Consider the following 19,063-nt stretch of genomic DNA (forward strand, 5'->3'; position numbering starts at 1 on the left):
AATTTTCCATAAATCAATTTGCGTAGGTTGTTGTAAACTCAAAGGAATTCAAAAAAGATAAAATAACAAACAAGCTAATATTATAAATCGTAAGGAAACGCTATTAATCAAATTGCAGATATTCAGATAGTTATACAATTATCTAAATGAGTTAACAATGATAAAAATATACAGCTTAAGCGAGTACCTGTTTGATGACATTTCCATGCACATCAGTTAGCCTGTATCTTCTTCCCTGATGTTTGAAAGTTAGCCGCTCATGGTCTATTCCCAGGAGATGGAGAAGGGTGGCCTGGAAGTCATGAACGTGAACCGGATCTTTGATTATGTTGTAGCCAAACTCATCGGTCTCTCCCAATGTAAATCCTTTTTTGACACCTGCACCTGCCATCCACATGGTAAAGCAGCGAGGGTGATGATCACGACCATAATTGTCTTTGGTCAGCTTGCCTTGCGAATAATTGGTTCGTCCAAATTCGCCTCCCCAAATCACCAGTGTGTCTTCCAGCAATCCTCTCTGTTTCAGGTCTTTTATAAGGGCTGCAGAAGCCTGATCGGTTTTTTTACACTGACTTTTGATACCAGCAGGTAGATCGTTATGTTGGTCCCATCCCTGATGATAAAGCTGTACAAACTTGACATCTCGTTCTATCAACCTTCTAGCCATAAGACAATTGGCAGCGTACGTACCAGGATCTCTGGAATCATCGCCATACATATCAAATACCCAGTCGGGCTCATCCGACATATCCGTTACTTCGGGTACAGAAGTCTGCATACGAAAAGCCATCTCATACTGAGCGATGCGATTTTGAATTTCCGGATCTCCGTAAATGCTCATTTGAGCCTTGTTCAATTCTTTCAGATAATTAAGCATACTGCGCCGGTCACTGCTGTGATATCCGTTAGGATCGTTTAGATACAGCACTGGATCATTGCCGGAACGAAACTGTACACCCTGATGACGGGAGGGCAGGAAACCGTTTCCCCAAAGTCTAGCATAAAGTGGTTGCCCACCAGCGTTTTTGGAAACCAAAACAATAAAAGCAGGCAGATTCTCATTATCAGATCCCAAGCCGTAATTGAGCCATGAGCCTATGCTGGGCCTGCCTGCCAGTTGAGAACCGGTTTGAAAGAAAGTGATGGCCGGATCATGGTTGATGGCATCGGTATGCATGCTTTTGATGAAACAGAGTTCATCCACCACCTGAGCGGTATAAGGCATCAGTTCACTCACCCAGGTACCGCTCTTTCCGTATCGCTGAAAAGAATAAGTGGAGCCAGCCAGAGGCAAGGAAGATTGACCAGCACTCATTCCGGTAAGTCGCTGCCCTTTACGCACTGAGTCAGGGAGTTCCTGGCCGTGCATTTTTTCCAGATGAGGCTTGTAATCAAAAGTTTCCAACTGAGATGGTCCGCCACTTTGGAAAAGATAAATTACACGTTTTGCCCTGGGTGCAAAATGAGGTGAAGGAAGAATACCACCGGATGTATTTGCTTTTCCAAAAACAGAAGAAGGGTTGAGCATAGAACCCAATGCAGCCGCTCCCAAACCCATGGCTGTTTTGGCCAGAAAGGTTCTTCGGTTCAGGCTGCTGGCAATATGCGTGATTTCTTTCTCGCTGGACATAGCTCTTAAATTATCTTTTGGTGATGAATGCGTCTGAATTCATGATAGCACTGGCGACTACGGTATAAGAAGCAAGAATTTTTATATCTGTCTTATTTTCTAAAGGGCTTTCTCCACTGCTGAGCCAACCTTCTACTTTTTTAGGATTTTCTTCAAAGTTAGCCAGTTCATTTTTTAATAAGTTTAATAAAACTTTCATCTCAATGTCTTTGGTACTACGCCCGGTCAGCAGACGAAAAGCCATGTTGATCCTGTCTTCATCTTTATCTTTGTTAGTAATGACCTGATGGGCAATGTGCCGGCTGGCTTCCACGAACTGAGGATCATTGAGCAGAATCAAAGCTTGTAGTGGCGTACTGGTTTCCTGACGGTTTACTACACAATAGCTGCGATCAGGTGCGTCAAAAGTGTTCATAGTTGGCGGAGGTACTGTTCTTTTCCAAAAAGTGTAAAGGCTCCTTCTAAAAAGTTTATCACCTTCATCCTGTTGATAGCTTGCACCATTGAATGCCCATAAACCATCAGGCTGGTAGGGTTTGACACTCGGACCTCCGATTTTTTTGACCAGCAATCCACTGGAGGCCAGGGCATGGTCGCGTAGTACTTCTGCACTGAGACGAGTAGAAGGTCCACGGGCAAGCAAAAGATTGTCAGGATCATTTTGTAACTGCTCTTCGGTAGCAAAGGAAGATTGGCGATAAGTAGCTGACATCACAATCAGTTTCTGCATGGCTTTGATATCCCAGCCTGATGCTCTGAACTGTACAGCCAGCCAATCAAGTAGCATAGGATGGGAGGGGAGATTACCCTGGTTGCCAAAGTCAGCGGAAGTGCTCACCAGACCTTTGCCAAAATAGTGCTGCCAGAATCGGTTGACCATCACCCTTGCAGTAAGTGGGTGATCTTGGTGAAACAACCACTTGGCTAATCCCAGGCGGTTTTGGGGCAGGGAATCAGGGAAAGATAAAATATGGTCAGGGGTACTTGGTTCTACCGTTTCACCATGCGCGTCATAGGCACCTCTTTCCAGCACAAAGGTAGGTCGTGGCTTTTCCAGTTCATCCATCACCATCATCTCATCTACCTGCTCTATCAGGGTGTTTCTTTCCTCTCTAAGTTTCTCCAGTTTTTTGAGTTGAGCTTTGTAGGCAGGAACCTGATGGTAGAGATAATAATCATAATATTCCTGTGCTGAAGTGATGGAAGAAGTTTCACTGGCTAAGGTAGTTAAACCAGACATCGCAGCAATTTCAGGGCTGCTCAAGGTTCGGTTATAAACCTTGATTTCGTCTACCAATCCGTTTTTAAAACCTACTCCTCTCCAGCGGGCACCGATTTGCAAACCGGGTTCTTTATCCATAAATGGAAATAAGATGTCTTTGTACAGATTATTTTTTTCAGTCTGCATATTCTGCGCAGCGCCATTGATATAAAGCTTTAATCCGTCTGCTTTGCTGCTGCCGTCGTAGGTGACCGCCAGATGAAGCCATTCCTCTTTAGGCGCAGTATTTTCCGAGAGTTTGATAATGTTATTATAAGGCCAGGTATGGGCCATCAATAATTCAAATTTATTGTCGCGCAGAGCCAGATGATAGCCCCGGAAGTTGTAGAGAATGGCACCGCTTCCTTTATGGAAAATTACACCTTCTTTTTGCTTTTCAGGGATGTTGACCCAAAGTGAGATTGTGAAAGGATTAGCGCGGCTAAATACGCCCACTTCTCCCAAATCCAGGGCTTCATCTCCATTTAGTTTTAGAGCTTTCCCCTTCTTCCCTTCAACCAGTACAGGATCAGCAATGGAAGCCTTTTGGGAAGAAGAAACTTTACTCAGGAATTCATCCTGATGCAACTGATCCAGATCAAAATGGGCTTGTAATCCATCTTTTAGATCAAGAATAGAAGGAAAGGATGGATCATTGATCACGCGTTCAAAACCTTTTTTCTTTTCCTTCCTGATCCGTTCAATATTTTTTTCTGATTCAGCAATTTTTTGATCTATGAAAGCCAGCAGACTGTCTTCTTTTTCATCAGTCAGCAAAATGGTGGGTACAGGCATAGCATCATCCCAGGAAATCTGACCGGCTTCATCTACCTGATTAAAAAAGCCAAACAGCTGATAGTATTCTTTCTGCGAGATTGGATCATATTTATGATCGTGGCAGCGGGCACATTCTACTGTTAAACCTAAAAAATTTGTTCCCAGGGTATTGGTACGATCCGCCACATATTCTACTCTGAATTCTTCATTGACGATCCCACCTTCCATATTCTGCGCATGGTTACGATTGTAGGCAGTAGCTAATTTTTGTTCTCTCGTTGGGTTAGGCAGCAGATCTCCTGCCAGTTGCCAGGTGGCAAACTGATCAAAAGGCATGTTTTGGTTAAACGCTTTGATCACCCAGTCTCGCCAGGGCCACATAGGACGGTAACGGTCCACGGTATAACCGTGGGTATCGGCATAGCGTGAGGCATCCATCCAGTCTATTGTCATGTGCTCTCCGTAGTGGGGAGAAGCCAGCAATCTGTCCACCACCTTTTCATAGGCATCTTCCGACTTATCAGCTAGAAAAGCATTTATCTCTTCCAATGTGGGGGGTAAACCGGTCAGGTCCAGACTAACTCTGCGCAGGAGTGTCTCCTTATCTGCCTCTTGGGAAGGTTGCTTCCCATTTTGTTCTAACTTGGCCAGCACAAACTGATCAATAGGATTACGTACCCAATCTTGATTGTTAACCTGAGGCAAGGCTTGTTTTTCTGGTTTGATGAAAGCCCAGTGCGGTTTGTATTCAGCCCCGTCTTCAATCCAGCGGGTAAGTACAGCCTTTTCATAAGCTGTAAGTGTCAGGTTGGATTCGGGGGGAGGCATCCGGTAATCAGCGTCTTCACTGATAATGCGATGATACATTTCACTTTTTCCTGGTTTGCCAGGTACAATCGCATGGGCATCAGGATTGTCTTTGAGGGCAGCGAAAGCACCTTCGGGAGTTGCCAGTTCCAGTCCTGCTTCCTGGCTTGCTTGGTCAGGGCCATGACAGAAAAAGCAATTGTCGGAAAGTATAGGTTTGACATGCAGGTTGAAGTCTACCTTATCAGGGAGCTGCGCTTCAGCTTCCTTGAGGTCAATTGGCTTTTCATATCCACTACAGCTGAATAAAAACAGCAAGCCCGACAGGGAAAATTTCCACAGCCTGAAATGTGAATTAAAAGAACTAAATAAATAAGCCAAATACATAGGGAAGAATAGGTTATTGCATAGCCACTATGAATATAATTAATACATTTTACAACGGTATGCAAATCCTAATGAGCATAAGCAAAATATTACTCAGGATTGATCACTTGAGCACAACTCAGTTGATTTTATTGAGCATTATATAACAGCGGAAAGAATTTACCTTCCATCTTATGCCCTTTGTGGATTACAGGCACACCCTCTAAAAGTACATCATCAGTATTTGAACGTGTACCATCAGCAAATACATTGAGTACAAAAGCCCGGCGTGAACGGGGAGATTTGTTGGCATATGATCCATGTACCATCAGTGGGTGATGAAAAGTACCAAAGCCTTTTTTCATTTCTATCGGAATGGGCTTGAACTCAGCTTTCTGTTCCTCTGTCAGGTAATCCATCAACCCTTCCATATCGCCCGCCAGTTCAGGCTTATCCAGAAGACCCCATTTGTGACTTCCTGGTACATAATACAAACAGCCATTATCAATATTGGCATCATCCAGGCCAGTCCAGCAGGTGAGGTGCTGCATTGGTTGGGTACGGGTCCAATAGGAGTAGTCCTGATGCCAGGCCACTACGCCCCCATGTCGGGCAGGTTTGCAGAACAGTTGATCGTGCCAGAAACGAATACTCTGATTGCCCAGCAATTGGCTGGCAGCCATCACGAAAGCCGGGTTCCAGAGAATATCATGAAAACCGGGGGTAATGCGCCAGTGTCCCAGTGAATGAAAAAGGACAGCATTGGGATCAGTGGATTCATTGGAATGAAACTCATAAAAAAGCGAATTTCCGGGATGAGCAGGTTCGGTTATGGCGGCCAGTTCTTCGTTCAGTTGGTCTACCTGCCATTCTTCCAGCAGCTTGATGTTGGCGAGGTAACCATTTTCATGAAAAAAAGCCACCTGATCATCAGTGAGTTTATACTGTTCCCATTCCTCAGAATTTTGTGGTTGCTTGAACAATTGAGAAACAGGCTGATGTTCACTAGCGTAGTCTTTCATGGGTTGCATAGGTTGTCAGATTGATTTTTTATTTGAAAATAACAGTTCAGTTTTCAAAATGCTGAAGTCTGGAGAAGATTTACTAAAATTATTTATACTGAGCAAAGTTAATCCTATTAATGATGATAAATATGCTGGTCCATTCTTGATTTGCGTATTAACTTAGCGTTTTAAAATCATTTGTCCACGACCTACAAACCTATGAGGATATTAAGCCTAGCATCATCACTTATACTGATTTTTTTAACCCTCAGACAGAGTCATGCTCAGGAGTATACTTTGTTGTATGAGGAAGAGGCCAGCGTTTTTGAAGAGGCACTGCCTATCGGGAACGGAAGCTACGGTGCCATGATATTCGGAGGGATTTCTGCTGATACCATTCGTTTTAATCATGATACTTTCTGGTCAGGTTTTCCCAAAGATTGGAATAATCCTGAAGCGGGCAGGGTAATTCCAGCCCTGAAAGAAGCACTCAGAAACAGAGAATATTCAAGGGCTCATGAGCTTGCCAAGCAAATGCAGGGACCTTTCAACCAGTCATACCAGCCGTTGGGTGATTTAATTCTGGATTTTGGACACGAGGGTTCGTCTTATTACCGTGATCTTGAATTGGATAAAGCTTTATCGCATGTGCGCTATGATAGTGAGGGGACTGAATTTGAAAGAGAATATTTTTCCTCTTTTCCCGATGATGTGATGGTAATTCGCCTGACTGCTGATCAGGAGGGTAAAATATCTTTTACTGCCAGCTTTGACAGCCGGGTGATGCATGAGGTGTATACTGAGGATGATATGCTCAAGCTCCGATGCAAAGCCGCCAGGCATGTGGAGCCCAACTATCGCGGACAGTTTCAGGGGGATGAAGCCGTCATATATGAAAATTGGGAAGGTGAAGGTATGGAAGCAGAAAGCTGGCTGAAGGTAATGCATACGGGAGGAAGCCTAAGTACAGATGAAAATACCCTTAAGCTGGAAGGAGCAGATGAGGCCTACCTGATCCTGGCTTCGGCTACCAGTTTTAACGGAAGGTGGAAATCTCCTGGCAAAGAAGGTGTAGACCCTATACCTGTGGTGGCTGAGAAAATAGAAAAAGCATCGGCCAAGACTTATGAGGCGCTGAAAAACACTCATGTTGAAGATCATCAAAATCTTTATGGAAGGGTAAGTCTAAAATTGCCGGAAAATGAAAAAAGTGCGCAAAATACTCGCGAAAGGCTGGTTAACTTTCAGAATGATCCTGATCCCAGCCTGGTGGCCCTGGTGTTTCAGTACGGGCGCTACCTCCTGATTGCTTCTTCTCGTCCGGGAAGTCAGCCGGCGAATTTACAGGGCATCTGGTCAGAGAGTGTACGTCCGCCCTGGAGTTCTAACTACACCATGAACATCAACGCGCAGATGAATTACTGGCCTGCTGAGGTAACAAATCTGACTGAGACGCATCAGCCTTTTTTCACTTACGTTGCAGACCTGGCTAAGAATGGAAAAGAAACTGCGAGAGTCAATTATGATGTAGAGGGCTGGACAGCCCACCACAACGGAGATATCTGGGCACAAACAGCTCCGGTTGGGGATTTGGGGGAAGGTAATCCGGTATGGGCCAACTGGAATATGGGAGGTACATGGATGTCTGCTCACCTCTACGAACATTATCTTTTTACTGCTGACACCAGCTTTTTAAGAGAAACCGCTTATCCCATCATGAAAGGCAATAGTCAATATCTGGAGGGTATTTTGGTGGAAAATGAAGAAGGTAAATTGGAACCCTTTTTTGGCGTTTCACCTGAGCTACAGTTTTACAACGAAAGGGGAGAACTTAGCGCAGTGAGCAGGGGTACTGCCATGAATCTGGCCCTTACCAGGGAGATGCTGGTCCGCACTGCCGAAGCAGCCAAAACCTTAGGGATAGATGATGATTATGCTACTGAACTGGAAGATAAAATTGCCAGACTACAAACTTTGCAGATCAACGAAGAAGGCAGACTAATGGAATGGAACGAAGATTTTAAATCCGAAGATCCACAGCACAGGCACATTTCTCATTTGTATGCTTTACACCCGGGAAATCAGATCACACCCTGGACAAGCCCTGAACTGTTTGCTGCGGCCAAAAATGCCTTGTTACTAAGGGGAGATAAAGCCACTGGCTGGTCCATGGGTTGGAAAACCAATGCCTGGGCAAGGCTTCTGGACGGAGATCATGCTTATGTCATTATTAAAAATCTCTTCAATCCAATACTGATGGATGGCGTAGAATATAGTGGTGGTGGATTGTATCTTAATCTGTTTGATGCCCATCCTCCTTTCCAGATAGATGGTAATTTTGGGGTTTGTGCAGGTATTGCTGAAATGCTTATGCAAAGCCATGCCGGAGCTATTCACCTGTTACCAGCCCTGCCTTCCGATTGGTCAGAGGGAAGTGTGAGTGGATTGAAAGCAAGAGGTGATTTTGAAGTAGATGTAGTATGGGCTGAAGGCAAACTTACTTCCTCCACCATTACTTCAGAAAAAGGCGGTCCGTTCAGAATACGTACTGAGTGGCCATTACAGGAGAATGAAACTATCCGCCAGGCTTCCGGGAGAAGTCCTAATCCACTGATGACACCCATTGATCCCGGAAATCCGGTGAATAACAGTGAGTTAACCCTTGAACCTCAATTGCCGGAATACTATGAATATGATATTGAAATAGAAGCAGGGCAAACTGTTGAGTTGCTTGCTGAATAACAAGCCGGGTAGCACAACTGAAAATGATTTGAAGCTTTGTGCTACCAATCTTATTTACTTTTTGCGGATCACTACTGCTTTATCTCCTGAAGAATCAGGCACATTGAGTTGATTGCCTTCTACGGCCATGCTACCCAATGGTTTACCACTCTCTACCGCTATCCAGGCAGCTTCATAAGTACCCTCTGGTAGATTGAGTGTAAGTGGGTATGACCGCGTCGCCATAGGTTCCAGATAAATTACCCAGAGTGATTGCTGGTCACTTAAGGTCAGGCTTTTTGCGCCAGGTGAGGCCTTAACTGTCAGAAAATCAGGTTTTAGTTTGACAAAATCCAGTTCCTCAAAAAAGTATTTTAGTATGCCGAGTTGTTTTCTTAGTTCAGGGCTGCCACCCCCGGGGGCTTCATAAGTAGTATCAGTCCCTGCTTCTGAACCTACTGAAAAAGAATAATCAAGATGACTGAAAAGCGAACCTCCCGCCATCAGAAAACGCCAGGCCTGTCTGCGGTAAGTAGAATCAGCCTGACCGGCAAAACCCGTTTCATTTAGCCCTATGGCAAGGTCCAGATAATAGTTCTGGTACACTGCTCCCGGAAAGGAGTAATGAAAAGTGAAAATGGAAATATTGGGGTCAGCATCAGTGATGGGATACTCAAAATTGCTGATGTTTTGTGAAATCAAATGTTTTTTGGACAATGCACTTTCTTCATCTTTGATCCATGCTGCCACCTCTCTTTGCCAGTCATTGGATTTCTGTGATACGACTTGCACTTGTGAACGCCAGTCTTCTTCCGGTCCGTAAGGATTTCTGTTGAATACCAGATCAGGTTCCTCCGCCCAGGGTTCATTTTGAATCTCATAGTAAAGGTTGTCAAATGCATTAAGTTCACGTACAATCTTGCGAACATAGCGCTCCTGATGTTCTAAAATATTTCCATTCTTCAGGGTATTGACTAAAGCAGAACGTACGGCTGAAGTTTGGTTGACATTATTCTGAAGATTAAACGCGCTGTAATTCCATCCGTTGGCATAATGTGCTGAGAACAAGGTAACTTCTACAATTACATCATTATCTGCAGCAACCTGCATAAAGTCTTTCAGCCTTTCAAAAAAAGCTTCATCCCACTGACTGAGGTCAAACTTGTTACCTCCGAGGGTATAGCCAGGCTCAGCAGATCGTTTCCAGGGCAGAATCAGCCTGCCTGCCGCAGGTGCCAGCGTATTTTTTTGAATACCAAAATCTCCCAACTTCTCCACATATGCGCCAGTAAACAAACGTGTATTATTAAGCTTATCTTCTCCCAGACTTTCAAGGTAGGTCCTATAATCAAAACCCAGATTGATCACTGCGCCATAATGCTCACCAGAACCTACCACTACTGTAGGTTGATTGTTGTATAAAAAGTAATGAGGATTATCAGGGTGAAGCTGAAAAATGTTGCTGGTTTGAGCGCTGAGGGTGTGAATAATGCTTGGCACAATAAAAGCCAGTAAGCTTATGATTTTCATAGGTATCAATAAGGTTGTTGTTAATAAGTATAAAACAATAAATAATAATAAAGCAAAAGCACTTCAATATTAAGTGGATAAAAAATATCCACAAGGCTGAATAATGGCTTAATAAACTAAAATAAAAGATGCAGCGTTGAAAAGCCGTTGGTAAGATGAAATTCATGATCTATATCATAAAGAATATGTGCAGTGACCATATTGCAGTTGAGCGCTTCTACTGACCAGAAGATTGAAAAAGAATAATAACTTTAGTCTTTTTCAAAAAGCAAGCCTCTTGATTAGGTATTACCTGATCACAATCCTTATATTAGGGGTTTTATGGGTGTTTCTTCTGCACCTTTTACAAACAAAATTAGTAAAAACTAAGCATCTCATCATTTTCATATGAAAGGAAGAACAGTTCTTATCGCTATTTTTACCATTCTAAGCTTTTCAATCATTTTCTTTTCTTTTATTGGTTCAGGTAGTATTTCTCTTTTCCATAAAGATAGTACTGTAAAACCAGTGCCTGATTCAGTGTTATTCACTTCTGCTCCCGTTTTAAGTGCCGAAGAGGCTTTGCAGACATTTCAGATAGAGGATGGATTTCGCATAGAACTCGTAGCCAGTGAACCTTTGATCAATGATCCTGTGGCGATGACTTTTGATAGCAAAGGTCGTATATGGGTAGCTGAGATGAGAGGTTATATGCCTGATATTGAGGGTAATGGCGAAAATGAACCTAATGGAAGGATTGTCATTTTAGAAGATATTGACGGGGATGGACAAATGGATGAGTCCAAAGTTTTTCTGGATGGATTGGTACTCCCACGTGTCATCAGGATGGTAGATGATGGGATAATCTATGTAACTCCACCTAATTTATGGTTTGTAGAAAACAAAAACGATAAGCCGGGAAAGAAAGTACTGATTGATTCGGTATATGCAGTAGGAGGTAATGTGGAACATCAGCCCAACGGTATGCTGAGAGCTATGGATAACTGGTATTACAATGCCAAATCCAGAGCGAGGTATCGTTACGATGCACAAGACAAAACCTGGACCAAGCAGGAAACAGAGTTCAGAGGGCAATGGGGAATTACACAGGATAATTACGGAAGACTTTACTATAATACAAATTCCAATCAGCTAAGAGGAGATCTGGTTCCGCCTAATATGATGAACCGAAATCCGTATATGAATCCTGAATTCAGTGTCAATATAGAAATCGCTGAAGATCAGCAGGTGTATCCTATTCGTCCTAACCAAGGCATTAACCGAGGATATAAGGAAGAAATGCTGGATGAAGAAGGTAAACTGGCAAAATTTACCGCTGCCAGTGGACCGGTCATATACCGAGGAAATCAATTTCCTGAAGAATATCAGGGCAATGCTTTCGTACCAGAACCTGCGGGTAATTTAGTAAAAAGAAATATTCTGAGTGAAGATGGACCTTATATTTCTGCAGAGCCAGCTTATCAAGGCAAAGAATTTTTAGCCTCAACTGATGAGCGCTTTCGCCCGGTAAGTATGTATAATGGTCCCGATGGTAATCTGTATATGGTGGATATGTATAGGGGTATCATTCAACATAAAACCTATGTGACAGATTATCTGAGAGAACAGATTTTGTCCCGTGGACTTGAAAAGCCAGTAGGTCTGGGAAGAATTTACAGGATTGTCTACGAAAAAAGCTGGTTTGAGGAGTTGAAAGATAATTTGGGAGATACTGATATGCCCAATTTACAGGAAGCAAATGATGAACAATTGGTAGAATATCTCTCTCACCCCAATGGCTGGTGGAGAGATGAGGCGCAAAGATTTTTAGTAGAAAGAAACCATCAGGAGATTATCCCTCAGCTTAAAGAAGTCTTAAAAAATGGAAATCATGTTGCTCAACTGCATGCCATTTGGACTTTGGAAGGGTTACAACAGACTGATCCGGAAACGCTTAAACTGGGCATACAATCTGAGGATACGAAGGTGAAGGCAGCCACCATGAGGATAGGGGAGCAAAATGCAGATAATCAATTTGCTGAAGAAACTCTAGCCATGTATGAAGCACTTGCTTCTCATGACAGTTTGCAGATACAGCTACAGTTAGCTTTGAGTCTGGGCGAGTTTATGCAATCGGATTCATCCAGAGTGATGTCTTACCTGAAAGATATCGCTCTAGCATTTGGAGATGATCATTTGGTTCAGGAAGCTGTACTAAGCAGCGCGTATGGTAAAGAAAAGCAACTTCAGGCGATGATTGCTGAAAATAATGCAGATGATGATGAGATATTAAACGCTCTTGGTGGGGCTATTGCCAATGCGGAATTGAGTCAGCAAATGAAAGGTAAAGATTTCTCCAAGGCTGAGAAAGAGCAGTTTGTACTGGGAAAATCTTTGTATGAACATACTTGCTCCGGTTGTCATCAGGAAAATGGAAAAGGGGTGAAACCCATTGCACCACCGTTGGATGGTTCAGAATGGGTAACCGGACCTAAAGAAAGGCTTATATTGGTAGCACTACATGGTTTGCAGGGACCAGTTACAGTAATGGGAAAAGTATATCAGGAGCCTGATGTTCAGCCTATCATGCCTGGCTTGAAAGCAAACCCAGAGTTTACGGATGAAAAGCTAGCAGCGGTACTGACCTATGTGCGCAATGCGTGGAGTAACGAAGCTGAACCAATCCAATCTGGACAAGTAAAAGAAATAAGGGAAAGCACAATTAGCCGACAAGATCCATTTACCGAACAGGAGTTTGTACCATAAAAAAAGCCGGAAATTAATCCGGCTTATTAGTTAGCAAATCAGAAATCTTTTTTAGTTACTTCCGTCATCCTCAGGAGCAACATCATTGACTGGCTCGGTAGCCATGTCAAAGCGGTTTTCTGGTGTGTTAGCAAAGTTAGTTTTATAGATAAACCTTTCCATTGCTAAATTTACAGACTGACGAATGTCTTTTTGTTGCTCTCTTAGAGAGGCATCGCTTTGTACAGCACCTGGCACAAAACCACTCCATACTGTTTGTCCTTCAGAAATATCAGTAATACTAATTACCAAACTTCCGTCACCGAGCTCATTTAAAATGTTATCGTCAAAACCGAATTCATCATCAATTCTGAAACCGGGCATATAACCGATTTTATCGTCATATGCTTCATCAAATATCATAAAATTGACAAGCAATTCTGCATCCTCACCTTTCATATCAAAATCATAGGTATCCAACTCGTATACCACAGAGTTTTCTACCATATTATTCAGTAGGGAACTATATTTAACCCATTCTTGATTTTCAGAACCAGTGAAGGCATCCCCAATAGCATAGGTGTGATATTCTCCCAAAGCTGCGTCATTCAGTACTTTGTCATATACTTCACGTTCCTGTCCGTATGCTATTGTTGTTGTAAATATTAGTGCTGAAATAATACTTAAAAACTTCATATCTTATTTTTTTAGTTCAAAAAATTATGCGTATAACTCTACATTTTAAACCATAAAAAATCAGAATTGTTAGGTAAAATTTTGATTTTATTAATTTTTCAAAATAATTCAAATTATTTAGGGTAGGTTATATTCATCTGCTTGAAGACTAAGATTTGCGCGAAATAAAAGAAGTATCTAACAATTATCTAAAAATCTGTGTCCGCTTTTTTTAGATCAAGTTCTTCAATCCAGATGTTGCGATAAAGTACATCATGCCCTTCTGCCTGCAACTTCAGTCCACCAGGCGTATCTGTGATTCCTTTACCACCGTCGTTTCCACCATCTATACCAGAGTTTGCGCCTCCCCATACCTGATTTATGGTTTGGTTTTGATGCACTTTTTCACCGTTGAAATACATGGTAAGCATAGCTTTTTCGGTTCGTTTGCCATTTTCAAAACGAGCAGCACGGAAAACAATATCATAAGCGTTCCATTTGCCGAGTCCTTTGTAAGCATGGTAAGGAGAAGGCGTTTCATTGATAACTGCTGCCATGCCATGTGTGGTAGTATCACCATCCAATACCTGTATTTCGTAGCGATTCTGTAAATAAACACCACTATTTCCTCCTTCATGCTGAATCAAAAACTCAACATGGAGTCTGAAGTCACGAAACTTATCTTTGGTCACTATATCGGCTGCTCCATATTTTCCTCCGGCGGCAGCGGGGTCATTACTGTTCAATACAGTGCCTCCATCTACCGGGTCTTCTACAATTTTCCATTGTACAGGTGGTGTGGCAGCCAATCGTGGGCCTTCCCAGTACGTCCATTTTTGATCCAGCATTTTGCGACTACCGTCAAAATATACTTCTGCCTTCTTGGGAGCTTTTACACCTACTCCGGTCTGTGCAAAAATATCCTGTAAGGAAGAAAAGCTTAGCAGGCTAATCAGTACTATGGAGAAAAAAGTGATTTTAGGTTGTGTTGTGATTTTCATTGAATGTTCTGTTAAATGAGTTAAAGCTATAATATATTGAAAATGAAGATTGACTGTGGGGATATTTAATTTATTAGGTTAATTATTTGTCATTAAATATCACAAAATTGTAGGGGATTCTCAGGAATTAAGGTACATAGTTTTATAGTATTCGTATTTAGATTTTTAAATTTTAATCTATGTCTGTCAGAAAGATTTTTTGTATTGGAACTGCATTACCTTTTTATTTCATTTTGTCTGCCTGTGTTGACAGTGACCAGATTAAAAACCAAAGCAGTTCTTTTGATAAAAATCAGATAGATTTTGAAGAAGACTTATATCAAAATCCTGTTTTTGAACCTGTATTAGCTGATCCTACCGTGGTGAAGGCTGGCGAGTACTTCTATGCGTATGGTACGGAAGATAACTGGGGTAAGGATGGCGGTTATCATTTGATACCTGTCATTAGGTCTGAAGATCTGGTAAACTGGACATTGATAGGAGATGCTTTCCACCAAAAACCCAATTGGAAAGAGCGAGGAGGAATATGGGCTCCCGACGTTACGAAAGTCAATGATCAATATTATATGTATTATTCCTTTTCCACCTGGGGAGATCCTAATCCGGGGATTGGGCTGGCTGTTGCAGATTCACCAGAAGGCCCTTTTTCAGACAAAGGCAAAGTGTTTCTGTCTGAAGAAATTGGGGTAGACAATTCTATTGACCCCTTCTATATTCAGGAAGGAGGAGATAAATATTTGTTTTGGGGCAGCTTTCATGGTATATACGCTGTCAAACTATCCGATGATGGAACAAAAGCTGAAGGAAAAAAGAAGCAGATAGCTTCAGATCATCTGGAAGCTGCCTATGTCTACAAAAAAAATAATTATTACTATCTTTTTGGGTCTAGCGGAAGCTGTTGCGAAGGAGCCAATAGTACTTATAAAGTCTTGGTAGGTCGTTCTCCTTCACTCTTAGGTCCCTATGTTGACCGAAATGGAAATCAACTTGATGAAGGATCATTTGGTGAACTGCTTATTGAGGGGCACACGGGTACGAAAGGCTATGCAGGACCTGGCCATAATGCAGAAATCATCACTGATGAGGAAGGAAATGATTGGTTGCTTTATCATGCCATGGATAAGCAAAATGCCAAATTAGATAATGGTACAAACCGCCGCTCATTGATGCTGGACAAGCTTATCTGGGAGAATGGATGGCCTTCAATAGCTGGTCAACAGCCAAGTATTGAGCAAACTGTAGCTCCTGTTTTTGACGAAAAATAATAATTGAAAACCTATATAAATTTGAAAATGATTAGTATGAAAAGTACCAGCCTTGGGATTTTACTTTTATGTATCTCACTGTTTTTTCAGTGCCAAAGTAGCAACAATGAAAATCAGGAGGAAGCTCAGCAAGAAAGCGAAAATAATCAATCATCTGCTCCTAATGAAGTCTGGAGTGAAGAAGAAGCCAATGCCTGGTACGCGAAGCAACCCTGGCTGGTGGGTGCCAACTTTGTGCCTTCTAATGCCATCAACCAATTGGAAATGTGGCAGGCAGAAACCTGGTCACCAGAACTTATTGATAAAGAACTGGCCTGGGCCGCTGATCTGGGCATGAATACCATGCGCGTGTATTTACATGATATTCCCTACTGGAAAGACAAAGAAGGCTTTAAATCAAGAATCAATGAGTTTTTAGCCATTTGTGAAAAGCACGGAATACGCCCTATGCTTGTCATTTTTGATTCGGTCTGGGACCCTTATCCTGAAGCAGGTACTCAACCTGAACCTAAGCAAGGCCTGCATAACTCGGGATGGGTGCAAAGTCCGGGGAAAGAATTTTTGACAGATAAAAGCAAATGGCCCCAACTCAAAGAATATGTGGTGGACCTGATCGGAAGCTTCAAAGACGATGATCGGATTCTGGCCTGGGATATTGTCAATGAACCCGATAATGACAATGCAAACAGCTATGGTGTGAATAACCTGAAAGAAGAACCGGAAAATAAAAAAGAACTGGGTGTGGCACTGGTAAAAGCAGCTTTTGGCTGGGCCAGAGAAGCTAATCCTAGTCAGCCAATTACATCTGCTCCCTGGTATGGCGACTGGTCCAGTCCTGATAATATGATTGAAATGAACCGATGGTTGTTTACAAATTCTGACATCATCACATTTCATAATTATGCTGCTCCCGAAGATTTTCAACAAAGAGTAGAACACCTCAAGCAATTCAATAAGCCTATGATATGTACCGAATATATGGCAAGGCCGGAGGGAAGTACTTTTCAGGGCATTTTACCCATTGCCAAAGAGAATAAGATTGGTATGATCAACTGGGGTTTAGTGGCCGGAAAAAGCAATACCATATACCCCTGGGATTCATGGCAGCAAGCTTATGATGATGAACCTCCTCTATGGTTCCATGATATTTTTCGTAAAGACGGAACGCCCTATATTCCAGAAGAAGTGGCTTTCATAAAAGAGATTACTGCTGAAGAAAATTAAGCTGAGTCCTATAAAGCAGCGAGTACAATGATTATTAAAGACAAGAGATGCCCTGTACTCACTGCTTTTTTTCAGGATGATAACATATGAATAACATACTGTTGAAAAGTAAAATTGCTGGTATTATACTACTGCATCTGTGTATGCCTATTCCAGCTTATGCTCTGCAGCTATTTGATAAATTATATTTTCTGCGTCTCTTTATTTAAGGGCAAATAGATATAAAAAGTAGTGCCATGGTTAAGTTCACTCTTTACATCTATACCTCCTCCTAAATTCTCAATTTGGATCTTGGTAAGGTAAAGTCCTAATCCACGGCCTTCTACATGAGTATGAAACCTGCGATAAAGTGAAAATAAATCACTGCCATACTTTTGCATGTCAATCCCTATTCCATTGTCAGAGATTTCAATCACTACATGTTGATTTTTAAAGCAAGTGCTAATGTATACCACTGCATTTTTTTCCGGATTACTGTACTTGATTGCATTACTCAGCAGATTGTAAAATATACTGCTAAGGTAGGCCTGAACACTTTCAATCGTATTGACCTCTAGGTCAAGTTGAATCTGTACATTATTGCTTTCTATTTCATCTTTTAAGGATAGAATGACATCTTGAATACAGTCTTCAAGTCGGAAGGAAGTAATTGGTTTTTGACCTTCATTTTCAATTACAAGTATCTGGTTGAGGTCCTTGAGTATGACATCCAGTTTTTCTGTAGACTGGGAGATATACGATAATATTTCTTTAATCTGTTGAGGATCATCAGTGTATTTATAGAGAGAAGATAATCCTAAAATTTGCGCTACTGGTGATCTCAAGTTATGTGAGACAATGAAAGCATATTGTTCCATCTTCTTAACGCGCTCAATGAGTTCATGATTAGCACTGATAAGATTTTCAGTCTGCTTATCTACTTCCTGCTTCAACTTGGCATTCTGATCACTGATCAATTTATTCTGTTGTTCAATTGTATAGTTAGCTTCTGTGAGCTCATCGTTCTGAGCAATGATTTCTTCATTTTGTGCCTCTATCTCCTCAGTTCTTTCTTTGACCAGCTTTTCTAATTTGATATTCTGCTCACTTAGAATTTCATTTTTTTCATGTTCAGATTTTCTTAATTGTTCTGACACACTGTAAGTACGATTGGAATGATAAGCGGTATAAAATAAGGTGGGAATCACAAGGACAAGTAAAACTACAAATGCCTGGATATTTCTACTCAGCGCTTTTCTGTAGTTCGTATCAGCTTGATTAAATATTTCATTTTCAAAATTTGCTACCTGTTTGTTAAATCTCTGATAATCCAGCCAGGTACTATAGCCATAATCCTCCTGATAAATTTCCATAAATTTTGCTTTCTCACCATTCTGCAAGTGCTTAAGCATTTCTTTACCATAATTCAGATAAACATTTACGGAATCTTGAAAAGCATAAAAGTCATTCATAGGGAAATGCTGAGCATTAAGTGTACTTTCCAGATAGGTGAAAGTAGTATTAAGATTAAGCTGTGCAGTATCCAGCAGATCGGCATTCCCTTTTTTAGGAACAAGAGCATACCCCCTAATGCCCAAATCCATAAGATGTAATGCTCTGATGATGTCAGTGGTTTTAACCTTTACCGTTTCCGCACTTTTCTTGATCTGGGTATTTTCATTAATTATTTTGAAGTTTTTTATCAGTAATGTGAGGTTTAACAACAGCAAAATACTGATGATCAACAATAGTATAGAGGTAAAAAAGGGCTTTGAAATTTTCATGAAAAATGAAATTGCGAAAGCAAATTACTAAAATATTTTCATAAACAACTTTGCAATAAATTGCAGAATTTAATACGAAAATTCTGCGCATTTTCATTTTAGACGGGATATAATTTTGTCTATACTGAGGGATTATTTTGGGTCAAACAGCAGAAAAAAGATCCCGGTATTGAAGATTAGGTTTATTGCAACCCCTCTCTTAACTGATTTCTCTAATCATACTTTGAATGAGTTTGATTAAGAGCATGTTTAAATTTTGAAAAGAGCGGGTCAATGAATAAACTTTAGGTTGACCAAAACTTAAAGATTTATGCA

The 19,063-nt window shown here is 41.5% G+C and carries 11 protein-coding genes; 4 read left to right on the forward strand and 7 right to left on the reverse strand.

The window, feature by feature from the left end; all coding sequences use genetic code 11:
• Positions 1-175: 175 nt before the first annotated feature.
• From WJR50_RS23530 to WJR50_RS23540, 3 genes are all read right to left on the reverse strand, one after another.
• Positions 176-1,630, reverse strand: a complete 1,455-nt coding sequence (locus tag WJR50_RS23530) for a DUF1501 domain-containing protein (protein ID WP_341295747.1) — start codon at positions 1,628-1,630, stop codon at positions 176-178.
• Positions 1,631-1,640: 10 nt separating this feature from the next.
• Positions 1,641-4,862 carry a DUF1553 domain-containing protein gene (locus WJR50_RS23535; protein WP_341295748.1) on the reverse strand — a complete coding sequence of 1,074 codons (3,222 nt, stop codon included), beginning with the start codon at positions 4,860-4,862 and terminating at the stop codon, positions 1,641-1,643.
• A 128-nt stretch (positions 4,863-4,990) separates the two neighbouring features.
• A complete protein-coding gene (locus WJR50_RS23540) occupies positions 4,991-5,863 on the reverse strand; it encodes a phytanoyl-CoA dioxygenase family protein (protein WP_341295749.1) in 873 nt (290 codons plus the stop codon).
• Between the two features lie 201 nt (positions 5,864-6,064).
• Between WJR50_RS23540 and WJR50_RS23545 the strand changes: the two genes are divergently transcribed.
• Entirely contained in the window at positions 6,065-8,587 is a 2,523-nt protein-coding gene (locus WJR50_RS23545; protein ID WP_341295750.1) for a glycoside hydrolase family 95 protein, read from the forward strand.
• 54 nt (positions 8,588-8,641) lie between these two features.
• Here the strand turns inward: WJR50_RS23545 and WJR50_RS23550 are convergent, their stop codons facing one another.
• A complete protein-coding gene (locus WJR50_RS23550; protein WP_341295751.1) occupies positions 8,642-10,096 on the reverse strand; it encodes a hypothetical protein in 1,455 nt (484 codons plus the stop codon).
• A 387-nt stretch (positions 10,097-10,483) separates the two neighbouring features.
• Between WJR50_RS23550 and WJR50_RS23555 the strand changes: the two genes are divergently transcribed.
• Positions 10,484-12,841, forward strand: a complete 2,358-nt coding sequence (locus WJR50_RS23555; RefSeq protein ID WP_341295752.1) for a DUF7133 domain-containing protein — start codon at positions 10,484-10,486, stop codon at positions 12,839-12,841.
• A gap of 51 nt (positions 12,842-12,892) precedes the next feature.
• On the opposite strand, the gene WJR50_RS23560 is transcribed toward WJR50_RS23555, so the two are convergent.
• Together WJR50_RS23560 and WJR50_RS23565 are read right to left on the reverse strand one after the other, a co-directional pair.
• Positions 12,893-13,516 (reverse strand): DUF4136 domain-containing protein, encoded by a 624-nt coding sequence (locus WJR50_RS23560; RefSeq protein ID WP_341295753.1) that lies wholly within the window; start codon positions 13,514-13,516, stop codon positions 12,893-12,895.
• Positions 13,517-13,704: 188 nt separating this feature from the next.
• Positions 13,705-14,496, reverse strand: coding sequence for a 3-keto-disaccharide hydrolase (locus WJR50_RS23565; protein ID WP_341295754.1), 792 nt, complete (start codon positions 14,494-14,496; stop codon positions 13,705-13,707).
• 179 nt (positions 14,497-14,675) lie between these two features.
• On the opposite strand from WJR50_RS23565, the gene WJR50_RS23570 reads away from it, so the two are divergent.
• Together WJR50_RS23570 and WJR50_RS23575 are read left to right on the forward strand one after the other, a co-directional pair.
• Entirely contained in the window at positions 14,676-15,761 is a 1,086-nt protein-coding gene (locus WJR50_RS23570) for a family 43 glycosylhydrolase (protein WP_341295755.1), read from the forward strand.
• A 36-nt stretch (positions 15,762-15,797) separates the two neighbouring features.
• Positions 15,798-16,985, forward strand: a complete 1,188-nt coding sequence (locus WJR50_RS23575; RefSeq protein ID WP_341295756.1) for an endo-1,4-beta-xylanase — start codon at positions 15,798-15,800, stop codon at positions 16,983-16,985.
• A 182-nt stretch (positions 16,986-17,167) separates the two neighbouring features.
• On the opposite strand, the gene WJR50_RS23580 is transcribed toward WJR50_RS23575, so the two are convergent.
• Positions 17,168-18,748, reverse strand: coding sequence for a sensor histidine kinase (locus WJR50_RS23580; protein WP_341295757.1), 1,581 nt, complete (start codon positions 18,746-18,748; stop codon positions 17,168-17,170).
• Between the last annotated feature and the right edge of the window lie 315 nt (positions 18,749-19,063).

This window comes from Catalinimonas locisalis (assembly GCF_038039535.1).
GTDB lineage: Bacteria > Bacteroidota > Bacteroidia > Cytophagales > Cyclobacteriaceae > Catalinimonas.